Annotated in this window: 13 protein-coding genes; 6 read left to right on the forward strand and 7 right to left on the reverse strand. The window is 66.0% G+C overall.

All coding sequences use genetic code 11. The annotated features are described in order from the left end of the window. Positions 1-26: 26 nt before the first annotated feature. From M8523_RS12050 to M8523_RS12070, 5 genes are read left to right on the forward strand one after another with little or no spacing between them, the layout of a single operon-like run. A complete protein-coding gene (locus M8523_RS12050) occupies positions 27-950 on the forward strand; it encodes an ABC transporter permease (RefSeq protein WP_282585117.1) in 924 nt (307 codons plus the stop codon). Next, on the forward strand, positions 947-1,849 hold the full coding sequence (locus M8523_RS12055; protein WP_282585118.1) for an ABC transporter permease: 903 nt from the start codon (positions 947-949) through the stop codon (positions 1,847-1,849). The genes M8523_RS12050 and M8523_RS12055 overlap by 4 nt, the downstream gene beginning before the upstream one ends. 4 nt (positions 1,850-1,853) lie before the next feature. Continuing rightward, positions 1,854-2,861: an ABC transporter ATP-binding protein gene (locus tag M8523_RS12060; protein WP_282585119.1), complete on the forward strand. Its 1,008-nt coding sequence runs from the start codon at positions 1,854-1,856 to the stop codon at positions 2,859-2,861. Further along, positions 2,858-3,874 (forward strand): ABC transporter ATP-binding protein, encoded by a 1,017-nt coding sequence (locus M8523_RS12065; protein WP_282585120.1) that lies wholly within the window; start codon positions 2,858-2,860, stop codon positions 3,872-3,874. Before M8523_RS12060 ends, M8523_RS12065 begins: the two co-directional genes overlap by 4 nt. Further along, entirely contained in the window at positions 3,871-4,749 is an 879-nt protein-coding gene (locus tag M8523_RS12070) for a proline iminopeptidase-family hydrolase (protein WP_282585121.1), read from the forward strand. The genes M8523_RS12065 and M8523_RS12070 overlap by 4 nt, the downstream gene beginning before the upstream one ends. Positions 4,750-4,937: 188 nt before the next feature. Here the strand turns inward: M8523_RS12070 and M8523_RS12075 are convergent, their stop codons facing one another. The 7 genes from M8523_RS12075 to M8523_RS12105 all read right to left on the reverse strand — a co-directional run bounded on the left by M8523_RS12075 (position 4,938) and on the right by M8523_RS12105 (position 12,727). Then, on the reverse strand, positions 4,938-5,654 hold the full coding sequence (locus M8523_RS12075; protein ID WP_282585348.1) for a helix-turn-helix transcriptional regulator: 717 nt from the start codon (positions 5,652-5,654) through the stop codon (positions 4,938-4,940). 514 nt (positions 5,655-6,168) lie between these two features. Beyond that, positions 6,169-7,269, reverse strand: coding sequence for a four-carbon acid sugar kinase family protein (locus M8523_RS12080; RefSeq protein ID WP_282585122.1), 1,101 nt, complete (start codon positions 7,267-7,269; stop codon positions 6,169-6,171). Continuing rightward, complete coding sequence (locus tag M8523_RS12085; RefSeq protein ID WP_282585123.1) at positions 7,266-8,087, reverse strand: DeoR/GlpR family DNA-binding transcription regulator; 822 nt, start codon at positions 8,085-8,087, stop codon at positions 7,266-7,268. The genes M8523_RS12080 and M8523_RS12085 overlap by 4 nt, the downstream gene beginning before the upstream one ends. A 28-nt stretch (positions 8,088-8,115) precedes the next feature. Then, positions 8,116-9,093 (reverse strand): ABC transporter permease, encoded by a 978-nt coding sequence (locus M8523_RS12090; RefSeq protein ID WP_282585124.1) that lies wholly within the window; start codon positions 9,091-9,093, stop codon positions 8,116-8,118. After that, positions 9,093-10,052, reverse strand: a complete 960-nt coding sequence (locus M8523_RS12095) for an ABC transporter permease (RefSeq protein ID WP_282585125.1) — start codon at positions 10,050-10,052, stop codon at positions 9,093-9,095. The genes M8523_RS12090 and M8523_RS12095 overlap by 1 nt, the downstream gene beginning before the upstream one ends. Then, positions 10,052-11,563, reverse strand: a complete 1,512-nt coding sequence (locus M8523_RS12100; protein ID WP_282585126.1) for a sugar ABC transporter ATP-binding protein — start codon at positions 11,561-11,563, stop codon at positions 10,052-10,054. Before M8523_RS12100 ends, M8523_RS12095 begins: the two co-directional genes overlap by 1 nt. Positions 11,564-11,611: 48 nt before the next feature. After that, a complete protein-coding gene (locus tag M8523_RS12105; protein WP_282585127.1) occupies positions 11,612-12,727 on the reverse strand; it encodes a sugar ABC transporter substrate-binding protein in 1,116 nt (371 codons plus the stop codon). Between the two features lie 399 nt (positions 12,728-13,126). Here M8523_RS12105 and pdxA point away from each other — a divergent pair, with 399 nt between their 5' ends. After that, on the forward strand, positions 13,127-14,185 hold the full coding sequence (pdxA, locus tag M8523_RS12110; protein WP_282585128.1) for a 4-hydroxythreonine-4-phosphate dehydrogenase PdxA: 1,059 nt from the start codon (positions 13,127-13,129) through the stop codon (positions 14,183-14,185). Positions 14,186-14,224 lie beyond the last annotated feature (39 nt).

Raw genomic sequence — 14,224 nt, forward strand, 5'->3', positions numbered from 1 at the left:
CTGAACCGGCGCAGGAAGGTCGCTCCATGACGCGCTTTATCCTGCGTCGGCTGTTCACGGCCCTGATCACGCTGATCATTTCGAGCTTTCTCGTCTGCATGCTGATCCATCTGATCCCCGGCGATCCTGTCGCGATGATGATGGCGCAGAATTCATCGCCGACCCCCGAACAGCTTGCCGCCATGCGGCATATGCTCGGGCTCGACCTGCCGCTCTGGCAGCAATATTTCCACTACGTGGGCCGTCTTCTCACGGGCGACATGGGGCGTTCCATCTTCGGCAGCGAGCCGGTCGGCAAGCTGCTGCTGGAGCGACTGCCCAACACCTTCGCGCTCGCTTTCGCGGGGCTCGCCATCGCGATCGGCTTCGGCATGCCGCTCGGCTTCTTCGCGGCCTACAAGAAGGGCAGTTGGGCCGACAGCGCGCTCATGGCCTTCGCGGTCGCCGGTGTGTCGGTGCCGAATTTCTGGCTGGGCCTCATGCTTGTTCTGCTGTTCTCGATGACGCTCGGCTGGCTACCGGTCGCCGGTGAGGATTGGCGAAGCATGATCCTGCCGGCCGTGACCCTCGGAGTGACCTATATGGCCATCATCGCCCGCATGACCCGCTCGGCCATGATCGAGGTGTTCAGCGAGGACTTCATCCGCACGGCGCGAGCCAAGGGCCTGCCGGAATCGATCGTCATGTTCCGCCACGCGCTGAGGCCCGCCATGATCAGCGTCGTGACCATCATCGGCGTCGTGTTCGGCTACCTTATGGGCGGGGCCGTGGTGGTCGAGAACGTGTTCAGCTGGAACGGTCTCGGGCGCCTCGCCATCCAGGCCATCAACTACCGCGACTATCCGCTGATCCAGGGTTTCATCCTGCTGTTCGCAACCATTATCGTCGTGATGTCGGTTCTGCTCGACATCGCCTATGCATGGCTCGACCCACGGATTTCGGTCCAGTGAGCGTCGTCGTCCCCGCGGCGCAAAGCCTGCCCGCGCCACTCACGAGGATGGCCTCACCCCGCCGGTTGCTGCTGCGGCGCATGCTGCGGTCGCGCTCGTTCCTGATCGGCGGCGGCATCGTTGTCTTCGTCGCCCTCGTGGCGATCTTCGCGCCGGGCCTCGCCCCTTTCGATCCCGATCGGATCGGGGCGGGCAAGCGGCTTGCCGCGCCGGGCGCCAAGTTCCTGCTCGGGACGGATGAATTCGGCCGCGATATCCTGAGCCGCGTGATTTTCGGCGCGCGTTACACGCTCTACATCGGCCTCGTCGCCGTCGGTATCGGCCTTCTTTGCGGGGTCGTGATCGGCGCCACAGCGGCCTATGCGGGCGGCTGGTTCGGCGGCTTGCTGATGCGTACCATCGACCTCCTCTACACGTTTCCCGACGTGCTGATCGCGTTGGGCCTCGTGGCCTTTCTTGGCCCGAACCTCACCAATGCCATGATCGCGGTGGGCATCAGCGCGATTCCCTACTACGCTCGCGTGACCTATGGCGTGGTGCTGTCGGAGCGCCAGAAACCCTATGTCGATGCGGCCCAGGTTGTGGGCGCGGGCCATCTGCGGGTCGTGGTGCGCCACCTCATGCCCAACGTGCTGCCGCCCATGATTGTGGTGGCCTCGCTCGGTTTCTCGGCCGCCGTTCTATCGGCCGCGGCCCTGAGTTTCCTCGGCCTGGGCGCGCAGCCACCCACGCCCGAATGGGGGCTGATGCTCTCGACAGGGCGCAACTACATCACCCGCGATCCCTGGCTGGTGATCGGCCCCGGTGTCGCGATCTTCATCACGGTGATGGCCTTCAACCTGTTCGGGGATGGGGTGCGCGACCTGCTCGATCCGCGCCAACGGCAAAGGACGCAGTGAGCCGATGGACAGAACCGCCATGCCGGTCGCGACGGATCTGCTCGACATCCAGGACCTCACGGTCACGTTCGGCGGCGGATCGTCCCGCGTCACCGCCCTTCACGGCGTCTCGTTCGATCTGCGGAAAGGCGAGACGCTGGCGCTCGTCGGCGAATCCGGCAGCGGCAAGTCGCTGACTGCGCTCTCCATCATGGGGCTCCTGCCGCCGGAAGGGCACGTTGCCGGAGGCCGGGTCATGCTCGGGAGCGAAGACCTGCTCACGCAGTCCCGCCGCGACCTCGTCCGCACCCGCGGCAGCCGCGTCTCGATGGTGTTCCAGGAGCCCATGACGTCGCTCAACCCGGTGCTGACGGTCGGTCGGCAGCTGACCGAGGGACTCGAATTCCACCGTGGGGCGACGCGGGCCGCAGCCAAAGCGCGCGCCCTCGATCTCCTCAAACTCGTTGGGCTGACCCAGCCGGAGCGACGGATGCGGCAATATCCGCACCAACTCTCGGGGGGCATGCGTCAGCGCGTGATGATTGCCATGGCGCTCGCCTGCGAGCCCGACCTGATCATCGCGGACGAGCCGACGACGGCGCTCGACGTCAGTATCCAGGCGCAGATCATCGACCTTATGCTCGACATCAAGGAGCGGCTCGGCACCGCGATCCTGCTCATCACACACGATCTCGGCGTCGTCGCCGAGATGGCGGACCGCATCGCCGTGCTCTATGCCGGCCATGTCATCGAGATCGCCGAGTCTCTCACGCTGTTCGACACGCCGCGTCACCCCTACACGGAAGGACTGCTGGCTGCCGTGCCCCGGCTCGATGTGCTGGTGGCCGGAACGACGGCCCGGGTCAGGCTCGCGGAACTGCCTGGCAGCGTGCCGTCTCCCGCCGACCGCACCAACGGCTGCCCGTTCACGCCGCGCTGCCCGATCGCGACCGCGCGATGCGCCGCCGAGATGCCCCCGATGACACCCCTCGACGCGGCTCATTCGGTGGCTTGCTGGGAGCGCGCCCCATGAGTGCCGGCACGCCCCGGCCGGCGCTCATTCTGGACGGTCTGCGCAAAGAATTTCCGCACCGCCGCAGTCTCTTCGGCAAGGCCGAAGCGCCGGTCAGGGCCGTCGATGACGTCAGCTTTTTTGTACAGCCCGGCGAAACCTTGGGCCTTGTGGGCGAAAGCGGTTGCGGAAAATCCACGCTCGCCCGCCTCATCATGCGCATGATGGCGCCGACGAGCGGATCCGTTCTGGTCGACGGTCAACGCGTCGATACGCTCCTACCCAGCGAGGTGCTGGCCTATCGGCGCAAGGTTCAGATGATCTTCCAGGATCCCTATGCGTCGCTCAATCCGCGCATTCGCGCCGGCGACCTGATCGCCGAACCGCTGCTGATCCACGGCCTGGCCAAGGGTGCGGCACGTGCCGCGCGCGTGAGAGAACTGGCGGATCAGGTAGGGCTCGCGGCCTCGTCGCTCACACGCTTCCCGCATGAGTTCTCGGGCGGGCAACGTCAGCGGATCGCCATTGCCCGCGCGCTTGCCGTGTCGCCGCGGATCGTGGTGGCAGACGAGCCGGTCTCGGCCCTCGACGTCTCGGTGCGGGCGCAGGTCCTGAACCTGATGGCGGATCTCCAAGCGGAGCGTGGCCTGTCCTACCTGTTCATCTCACACGACATCGGCACAGTGGCCTATCTCAGCCAGCGTGTCGCCGTCATGTACCTGGGCGCCATCGTGGAGATCGGTCCGGCTCGCGACGTCCTGCGCCGGCCGCGCCATCCTTACACCCGCCTGCTGCTCGAAGCCGTGCCGGTCGCCCACCCCCGGCTGAAAAGCCGCCGTCGCGAGGTGCTGCGCGGCGAGGTGCCGAGCGCCGCGAATATCCGCGACGCCTGTCGCTTCGCGCCGCGGTGCCCAATGGCGACCGAACGCTGCCATATCGAGGTCCCTCAGCCACGCACGCTCGACGGCGACCGGCTTGTCGCCTGTCACTTCGCCGAAGACACGCCCGACCTGCCGAAAGGATTAGCCGCATGACAGTCCTCACCCTGCGCTTCGGCCAATATCGCCTCGCGGGCTATCGTTCAGGCGAAGGCGGGATCCCGCTTCTTGTCGTGCATGGTGGTCCCGGCGTGCCGTGCAGCTATGTGTACGGCGCCCACAAGCACTACGCGGCCGAAGGCTTCGACGTCGTGAGTTGGGACCAGCTCGGCTGCGGCGGATCTGACCGTCCGGATGATCCCGGATTATGGCAGGTCGATCGCTTTGTCGCCGAAGTCGACGCGGTGCGCGAGCAGCTCGGCTGGGACAAATTCTTCCTGCTCGGCAATTCCTGGGGCGGCATGCTGGGCATCGAATATTGCCTAGCCCATCTCGACCACGTGCGCGGCTTCGTGATCGGCAACAGCGCCGCCAGCATGCCGCGCCTGATCCGCGGCTTTGATCGCTGCAAGCAGGGGCTCGGTTCCGACACGGCCCGCATGATGGCGCTGCGGGAAGCCGAGGGCACGGTCGATCACCCCGAATATCTCGCGGCCCGGACGCTCCTCATGTATCGCCACATGCTGCGGATGGATCACTGGCCCGAGCCGGTCCTCGACGCGATGCGGCCCGAAGGGATCGGTACCGGCCCCTTCACGGCCATGTTCGGCCCGCATTTCTACAATTGTTCGGGAAACCTCCGCGATTGGGACCGTATGGCCGACCTGCCGCGCATCACGATCCCGACGCTGGTGACGACCAGCGAATGGGACTACCTGCTGCCCGAATACGCCCGGCTCATGTGGGAGCACCTGCCCCAGTCGGAGCTCGTGATCTTCCGCAATTCCGGCCACATGCCGTTCTGGGATGCGGCCGATCGCTACCATCCCGCCGTGCTTGGCTTCCTGAAGAGGCACGCCGGGCTGCTCTGAACGCTTGGGATGTACACCGGGCCGGTCATCGATCAACATCATCACTTGTGGGACCTGTCGATGGGCAGGCATCCCTGGTTGTCGCCCGGCGACGCTTCGCTTCGTGCCCTCGGCGGGCTGTCTTCCATCGCCAACGATTACCTCGTTGAGGATTACGCGGGTGATGCTGCCATCCCGTGGTCGTACGGTCACAAAAGATCAAGTTCTCGGGCTTTGAAGGCCGCATGGACCTTGTTGACCGCGCCAAGCTTGCCGGCAGCCCGCCGCAGATGAAAATCGACGGTAGCCTTGCTGCGGCCGATGATCTGGGCCACCTCCCAGGCGGTCTTACCCTGCGTGGTCCAGAGGAGGCACAGGCGCTCATGCTCCGACAATCTGATGTCATTGGGTGCAGGCCGCTGCCGCCATTGCACGAACTTGCCGTGGACAGCCTGCGCCGCCGCGAGCAGGGCATGGAAATCAGAGTGGCCGACATCGGTAACGCAAGGCCGCGGCTCCGGTCCGGCCACCGAGAACACCGCGCACGTTTGGTCGGGGCCATGAACCGGCACTGCAAATCCGCTGACGATCCCAAAAGCCTGCGCCTCGAAAAAGATGCGTCTCTCACTCGGGCTGATTGTCTTGAGATAGTCGTCCCCACCCCAGGCGAACGGCCGAATTTCCCGGTGGCCGTGCACCAGAACGGCGTCTTCCACCTGATATTTCCTTGCTTGATAACGATCCTGCCAGGCTTGCGGATAGTTCGTCAGCAACATGCCTGCCGCTTCGACCACGTTCAGTCCAGGCTCGGGCACAGCGTAAGAGAAAAAGCGGAAACCAAGGGCAAGCGACAGAGCTTCGACCACGCCCTGCGCCTCAGTCCTTTGCTCACACGCATCGAGACGATGGAATAACTCGGAGATCATGTGCAACCAAGTTTCTATCGCCTTTCCGGATGCAAGCTCCGTTCCATCACCAGTGCGGTGCCGCAGGTGCCGCCAATGAAGTGCAACGAGTCGTCATCGATCGCGCAACGCTTATAAGCACGTGTTGCGTCAAGAACGTCTTCAAATATTACGCCGTAAAATGCCTCGTGCCCGGATGCAACTCGAAGCCAATCGCGTAACGCGCGTCCTCATCGGCATCGAAGATTGGTAGCCACCGACGGTCGAGCTCCAGCCCGCCCTTGTTCCAGGACGCAACAAGATCGATCGTTGCTCGCCCCATAGCCTGCCGGTGTTGCCGTACGGTGGCGAGCGGGGGCTCACCTTTATGCCGTAGTCGGATCGCCATTCCGGATCGGGACCGGTGTCAACCCGACTCTCAAGATCATCGCCCACGCCTGGCGTGTGGCCGACAAGACCATCGTGGAACGCCGGGCTGCGGCGAGAGGACCGTGAGCCGGGCAACGCAAGGGAGCCACGCGGATCCGGGCGCTGGTCAGCTTTGGCCGAGCAGCCGAAGCAGGCAATCTGGCTCGCCGAAGGCGCCGGATTTGGAGAAACAGGCGGTCTCGGCCCAGAGGCCCTGCATGCTGCGCGAGGCGGGTACGCCGGCCTGCCATTCTCCCTCGACCAGCAAGATGTCGATCTGCAAAACGCGACAGAGAGACGCGAAGGTCTCGCCGCCGACGACGGTCAGAGTCGTGGGTTTGGTGATGCGTGGCGCCATGGCCCCGAACCAGCGAGCGATGAGATCCGAAGCCTCGGCTCTCGCACAACCCGCGGGAAGGTCGGCAAGACACAGGCCTCTGCCATGAAGGCTCAGACTTCGGTTGATGCGATCGGCGCTGGCCGAGGCGTCCTCACCGAACCGCACGATCCAGTTGGGGGCATGCTTCCCGACACACAGGATCTGCTCGCGTGTGACCACGTGATCCGAGCCGATCACCATCAGATGCGGGCCGGGTCGCGGGGCGGTTTCAGGCGGCGGCCGGCCGTCGGTTAGCGCCAACGCGAGTCCCGCCGCGCCGCACCAGAGCGTCGGACCTCGAAGAGCGCCTGCCGATCGCACGAGGCGTCGGAGGTCGTCGTCCGAGGCAGCGTCGCAGAGGAGTAGCGGCGCATCGCCCGCGGGGGCATCGCCGCCGGACAGGACAACCGCATTGAGGCCGTGCAATGCGACCTCTGCACGCGGATCGATCGGGAGCACCGTGGACGTGCCATCGGGCCCAAGCAGGAGTTGTCGACCGCTTCGGGTGATGCGTCCTTGGCCAGGAAATGCGGGAGCCAGGACGATGCGGCGGAACAGGCCCATCGTCGCCAGCGCGGCCAGTTCGGCGGCCCAGTGGCCGCGCAGAAGGCTGTCGATCTTCTTGAACGCGATGTCGCCACCCTCAAAGTAATGGGCGGTGGCGGCCGTAAGGGCGACGGCCTCGTCTTGGGCCTGGTCCCTGCAGGCAAGGTCGAGGACAAAGCTGCCCGCCGGCGGTGCCAGCGTCGGACGCAGCACGACCGGCAGGGGTCCGAACGCCCCGGTGAATTGCGCCGCGCTATCGAGCGCGCCCGTGAGATCGTCGGCGAGCAGGCGGAGGATCGTCATGCGGCCGAAGATCGGGCGCTGATGCCGGGAACGATCGTGACGGCGAGGCCGAGGTCGCGCAGGCGAGCGATGTCGGCCGGCTCGGCGCGATCGTCGGTGATGACCTCGTGGATCGCCGTCAGATCGCAGATGCGGCAGAATGCGGCCGGCTGGAATTTCGAGGCGTCGGCGAGAAGAACGACCCGTCGCGCCGCCGCGATCATGGCGCGCTTCATGGCAGCCGTTTCCAGCGACGTCTCGGTAAGGCTCGCGCCCGATATGGCATGGGTGCCGATAAAGGCGACATCGGCGCTGAGATTGGCGAGAAAATCCTGGCCCGGCTCGCCCACCATGGTGAGCGAGCCCGCCCGAACCGTGCCGCCCAGCACGACGATGCGGATCTTCGGCGACCCCGCCAAAGCCTGGCCGATGCCGAGATCGTTGATCACGGCGGTCAGCGCCAAGTCGCGCTCGACGCAGGCGCGCGCGGCGGCCAGCACGGTGGAACTGCTGTCGAAGATCACGCTTTCGCCGGCCCGCAGGGTTGCGGCGGCCGCCTGTCCGATCGCTTCCTTCTCGGCGCGGGCGAACTGGGCGCTGATCGCGGCCTCGGGCTCGAAGGTGGATTGCGTCTGCTTCTGGATCAGCGCGCCGCCGTGGGAGCGTTCGAGATAGCCGCGCTCCTCCAGGTGCTCCAGGTCCCGCCGCACGGTCGAGATCGAGATGCCGACGGCATCCGACAGCTCCTGGATCGAGGCAGCGCCCCGCTTGCGGATGTGGTCGAGCACGATGGCGCGGCGTTGCGCGGGGATCAGTTCTGGGCGACGTGGGTTGACCATGACGACTAGGCGGGGTCTGACGCGGGGCTCATGCCGCACGCCGCGAGCGGTGGACGAGCAGCATGCCGAGGATGATGCCGCCGAAGATGATCTGGCGTGCGGCGTCCGGCATCTGCAGGAGCGACAGGATCGAGGACAGCAGCGTCATGAAGAGGGCGCCGACGAAGGTTCCGAGATAGGTGCCGCTGCCGCCAAGGATCGAGGTGCCGCCGATCACGACCGCGGCGATGACCGGCATGAGATAGGCGTCGCCCATCCCCTGATAGGCCTGGTTGGCATAGCCGGTAAGGAGCAGGCCACCGAGGCTCGACAGGAAGCCCGCGAGGGCGAACACCGCCACCGTGGTTCGCCCGATCGGCGCCCCGGCGAGGAAAAGCGCGCGCTGCGACTGGCCCATGGCGTAGATATAGGTGCCGAACACCGTTCGCTTCAGCATGAAGGTCGTCGCCGCGCCGACCAGCAGCCACAGCAGGAAGGCGTTGGGGATGCCGGCGAAGCGCCCGTGCGCCATCAGCACGGCGAGAGGCGGTGGCGCGCCGTGCGGCTTGAAGCCGCCCGTGTAGAAGACCGTCATGCCGAGCAGCATGGCGTTGACGGCCAGCGTCCAGACCATGGCGGGGATCCGGAAGATCGCCACCCCGAGACCGTTGATCGTGCCGATCAGCGTGCCGCCGAGCAGCCCGGCCGGGATCGCCAGGGTTTCGAGCAGCGGATTGCCCGAGCCTGCGAGCGAGGTCGAGACGATGGCGGTGCCGGTGATCGTCAGGGGCACCGACAGATCGATCTGCCCCAGCAGGATCACCAGCATGGCGCCGGTGGCCAGGATGCCGACGATGGCGGCGATCTGCAGCTGTTGCAGGAGATAGCCGAGCGACAGCACGCCCGGCGACACCATGCCGGCGCCGAGCACGATGACCACGCAGCCGGCAACCACCAGAGCCACCGAGGGGTCGATCCGCAGTCCCGACAGACGGGGGCGCGAGGCACCGGGCGCGAGCGAGGACATCAGGCGAAACGCTCCAGCCGCGAGCGCACGCGCAGCATGCCGAGCGCACCGAGCACGATCGCGATGGCGAGGATCGCGCCCTCGAAAAAGGGCTGCGCCAGCGGCGGCAGACCGGAGAAGAACATCAGGGCCGAGATGGTCTTCAGCGTGAAGGCGCCGAGCACGGCGCCAAGCGGCGAGCCGACACCGCCCGACAGCGCCACCCCACCGATCACAACGGCGGCGATCGAGTTCAGCGTATAGGCCGGTCCGATATTGGGGTCGCCGGTCAGCGTCACCATGCTGATGTAGAGCCCGGCGAGCGCGGCGAAGAATCCCCCGATCGCGTAAGATGCCAGCGTGACGGCCGGCACGCGAATGCCGGTCATCACGGCGGCGTCGCGGGCGGAGCCGATGGCGTAGAGACTGAGGCCGAAGCGCGTCCGGCGCAACGGAATGGCGAGCAAGAGGACAACCAGAACGATCAGGATCAGCGAGGTCGGCACTTTGAAGAGATCGTAGGTCACGGCGTCCGACACCGCGTCGTCGATCGTGCCGCCCGGCGTCGGCCGCAGCAGCAGCGCCAAGCCGGAATAGATGCTGCCGGATGCAAGCGTCGCCACGATCGGCGGCACGCGACCGTAGACCACGGCGGCTCCGTTGGCAAAACCGCAAGCGGCGCCGACCACCAGCACCGCGAGGGCCCCGAAGGCGACCTGCAGGCCGGAGCCCGACACCAGATAGGAGGCGGCCACGTTGGTCAGCGCCACGACCGGCCCGACCGAGAGGTCGATGCCGCGGACCAGCACGACGAAGAACTGGGCCAGCGCCGCCAGCGCCAATAGCGCGCCCTGGTTCGACCAGATGGTCATGACGTAGACCGACATGCCGCGCGGGTGGATCGCGATATAAAGCGCGAAAAGCACGGCGAGCAGCACGACCGAGATCGCAAGCCGTGCGTGACGACGGAGCCAGATCATCAAGCAGCCTCGGCCGAAACGTTCAACGATGCGGCGATCAGCGCGTCGGGCGTCGCCTCGGCGCCGCTGAGTTCGCGGACGACGCGCCCCTTGTAGAAGACGTTGATGCGGTGGCAGAGGTGGATGAGTTCCTCGTAGTCGGTCGATTGCAACACGATCGCAAGCCCCTCGCCCGCGAGATCCTGCAGGAGGCGATAGATCTGCGCCTTGGTCTTGACGTCGATGCCGCGTGTCGGGTCCATCAGCAGCAGGCAGCGCGGACCGAGCGCCAGCCATTTCGCCAGCACCACCTTCTGCTGGTTGCCACCCGACAGCGTCTTGACCGGATCGCTCAGGCGTCCGTAGGTCAGCCCGAGACGTTCGATCAGTTTCGCGATCGCCGCGTCGGTGGCGTCAGTCGCGTTTGCGAGGCCAAAGGGCTTCCTGCTGAGGCCGGCGAGGCGCAGGTTGTCGGCGATCGTCATGTCGAGGATCAGGCCCTCGGTCTTGCGGTCCTCGGGCACCAGCGCCAGGCCGATGCGCCGCGTCTTGGCCCGGCCCGGCGTGAGATCGGTGAGCGTCTTGCCTTCGAGCGTCACGGTGCCGCTGGTGCGGCGCAGGATGCCGAAGATCGCGTGCATCAGGTGCTGCTGGCCCTGGCCGTCGAGCCCGCCCAGGCCGACGATCTCGCCTGGACGGACGTCGAGGTCGACACCGTTCAGGTGCGGCGCCCAGCGCAAGTCGCGCACCGACAGGATCGGCGGCGTCGACACCGGAGGCGGATCGCGGCGCGGCGGGAACAATTCCTTGAGCGACTGCCCGATCATCAGGCTGATCATCGCGTCATGACTGCGCGTGCCGGCCGCAAAGGTCTCGATATGGCGGCCGTTGCGGAAGATCGAGATGCGGTCAGCGACCGCATCGATCTCGTACATGCGGTGCGAGATGAACAGCACCGCGCAGCCGGCGTCGCGCAGGGCGCGGATCACGGCGAAGACGGTCTCGACACGTTCGGCCGTCAGCGCCGAAGTGGCTTCGTCGAGGATCAGCAGACGGGGCTTGCGACCGATCGCTTTGGCGATTTCCACAAGCTGGCGGTCGGCGAGCGGCAGGTCCGCGATCCGCGTCGCCATCGCGATATGCTGGCCGCCGACCCGGTCGAGTACCGCCCGGGCCGCGCGGCGGCTGCCACGGCGGATCAGCGCCAATGCCGCGCCGCCGTCGCCGATCAGCATGTTGTCGCCGACCGACAGATGCGGCATCAGCGACAGCTCCTGGAACATGCAGACGATGCCGCATCGCGCCGCATCGCGCGGCGTCGCGAACCGTTGGACCTGCCCGTCGATCGCGATCGTGCCGGTTTCGGGCGCGATGACGCCTGCAAGCAGCTTCATCAGCGTGGATTTGCCGGCGCCGTTCTCACCCAGGATGGCGTGGACCGCGCCGGGCTCGACCGTGAGAGAGACATCGGTCAGCGCCGGCACGCCGCCGTAGGACTTCGACACCGCAGTGAGTTCGATCAACGGTGCCATGTCTGACCCATTCGCGGCGGAGGCCCGTCGCCGAGCGCCCGTCCAGCCTCAGCCGTTGTTCGACGCGTTCTGACCCAACAGTTCATCCGGCTTGAAGGGCGGGAAGCACTGCGGATAGCCGGTCGTCGTGTAGAAGTTCGGCGGCAGATCGGGGAAGTAGTCGGTGCCGGACACGAGGTCGGCATTGGCCTTGTTCGGGATCGGCAGGAAGACCTTCTGCGGCAGAGCGTGGCCTTCGAGCAGCACGATGGAGGCTTCAAGCGCGAGTGCCGCCATGGCCGGGGCCTGAGCCGCGGTCACACCGGGATACTTGCCCTTGGCGGCGAGTTGCCGTGTGCCGTTGCCGGCATCGACCCCGATCGGCACCACCGGGTGATTGGCGGCCTGCATGGCGTGCAGCGCGCCGATGGCGCCCTCCTGCACCATCACGCCGTCGAACTTGCCGTTGGTGGCGATGGCGTCGGCGGTGCCTTTCTCGGCCGTCCCGGCATCCCAGTTGCCGACGACCTGGATCACCTTCAGGCCCTTGTACTTGTCGAGCACCGACCGCATGCCCTCGTGGTTGTCGCGATCGACGCTGTTGCCGGGCAGGCCCGAAATCTCCAGCACCTGGCCCGACACATCGCCCTTGGCGGCCTTGATGCCGTCGACCACCGCCTGGGCCTTCATGCGGCCGAGTTCGAACTGGTCCTCGTTGACCTGAACGATCTTGTCGGAATCGAGCACGTTGTCGAAGGTGACCAGGACGGTGCCGGCTTTCTGGGCTCGCTTCACCACGGCGTCGAAGGCCGTCGGGTTGACGGCGTTGATGACGACCGCGTCATAGCCGGCCGCGATGAAATTATCGATGGCGGCGATCTGGGCGGCCGAGTCGTTGCCGACCGAAATGACCTTGAAGTCCGACAGCAACTTGGCGTTGTCGGGCCTCGCCCCCCACGCCTTGGCCGACTGGATCGCCGTGATGCGCCAGTCGTTGCCGACATAGCCGTTCACCAGCGCGATCTTATACGGGCCTTTCTTGGCATCGTATTGGATGGTCTTCTTGTTGTCGGCCGCCGGGCTGAAACACTCCGGCTTGAAGGTCTCGGCGCGGGCGGCGCCCAGCGTCATAGCGGCCACGGACACAGCCCCGAGCATCACCGCCAATGGCTTCGATTTGCGCATATCGTCCTCCCCAACCCGGCATGTCCGCGTCGGTCGAAATCGACCGCGAGATGTTTCGCCTGTTTGTGGAAGAAAATGACACGTTCCGAAATGTGTCAAGCGACTTTCGTGGGCAGCCACGTTCGCGCTCGACCAGCCATATCGGCTTGCGCGGTTGCGCTGCCAAGAGTGCAATCGCTCGGCCAGGAGTCGCCTCGCGTTCTCATCGCGTGTCGGCGCGCTGACGGACAGATCGAAGGTTTTAGCTCGTGACTCTGCTTGGATCCGTTGGACCCATCACGGTCCCGGAGTCGGACCTTCAAGAGGGTGAACAATATTGACGCGTTCTGAATTTTTATGGCTTCTCTTGCCGAGGCGCCTGCGCTAGCCTTCATGAAAATTCAGCGTCAGGGAGGCTCAGTGTTCCGTCCACGAATCGCCGTCACGACAGGAGATCCGGCCGGCGTTGGCCCGGAGATCGTGGCGCGTGCGGCGGGCGTCCTGCGGCCCCGGATCGAGAACGGCGAATTCGCGCTTCTCCTCATCGGCTCCGCCGCCACCCACAAGGCCGTGCTGGCCGACCTCGGGATCGAGGACGTGTCGCCCGCGATCACGAAGGACCGTCTAGCCGATCCTTCGATCGGGCTCGCCTTCCATGACGTCGACCAGGGTGGCGCACGCGTGCCGGTCGGTCGATCCACCGCCGAGGGTGGTCGAGTCGCCTACGATGCCATCGCCGAATCGGTGCGCCTCGCGCTCGACGGTACGGTGGACGCCATCTGCACCGGCCCGATCAGCAAGGAAGCGCTGAACTTCGCCGGCCACCACTACAGCGGCCACACCGAACTGCTCGCCGACCTCACCAAGGCGCGCGATTCGGTGATGCTTCTGGCGCATGGCAACATGCGGGTCAGCCATATCACGACGCATGTGGCGCTCGAGGATGTGCCGCGGCGCGTCACTCCGGAGCGTATCCGCCGCGTCGTCACATTGACCGACGAGGCCCTGAAGGCGCTCGGACTTGGTCGCCGCAAGATCGCCATCGCGGCCCTCAACCCGCATGCTGGCGAGGGTGGCCTGTTCGGCCGGCAGGATATTGACGTGGTCGAACCGACCATCCGCGAACTCAAGGCCAGCGGTTTCGACGTGGAAGGCCCGGTGCCGGGCGACACGGTGTTCGTGAAGCTGCACGCCAAACAATACGACGCGGTCGTCGCGATGTACCACGATCAGGGCCACATCCCGGTCAAGCTCCTGGGCTTTTCGGTCGATGCCGAGACCGGCAAGTGGAATGCGTTGAGCGGCGTCAATGTCACGCTCGGCCTGCCGATCATCCGCACCTCCGTCGACCACGGCACGGCCTTCGATATCGCCGGCAAGGGCATTGCCAGTGAGACGAGCCTGATCGAGGCGATCGAGCTTGCCATCCAACTCGCGGCGGCGCGTCAGCCGGCGCGAAGACTCGATGCTGTTCCATGATGGGCTGGATCTGAGGCTCTCATTGCTGGAATTCGGTTC

The sequence above is a fragment of the Lichenifustis flavocetrariae genome (assembly GCF_026130545.1).
GTDB classification, from domain to species: domain Bacteria; phylum Pseudomonadota; class Alphaproteobacteria; order Rhizobiales; family Beijerinckiaceae; genus Lichenihabitans; species Lichenihabitans flavocetrariae.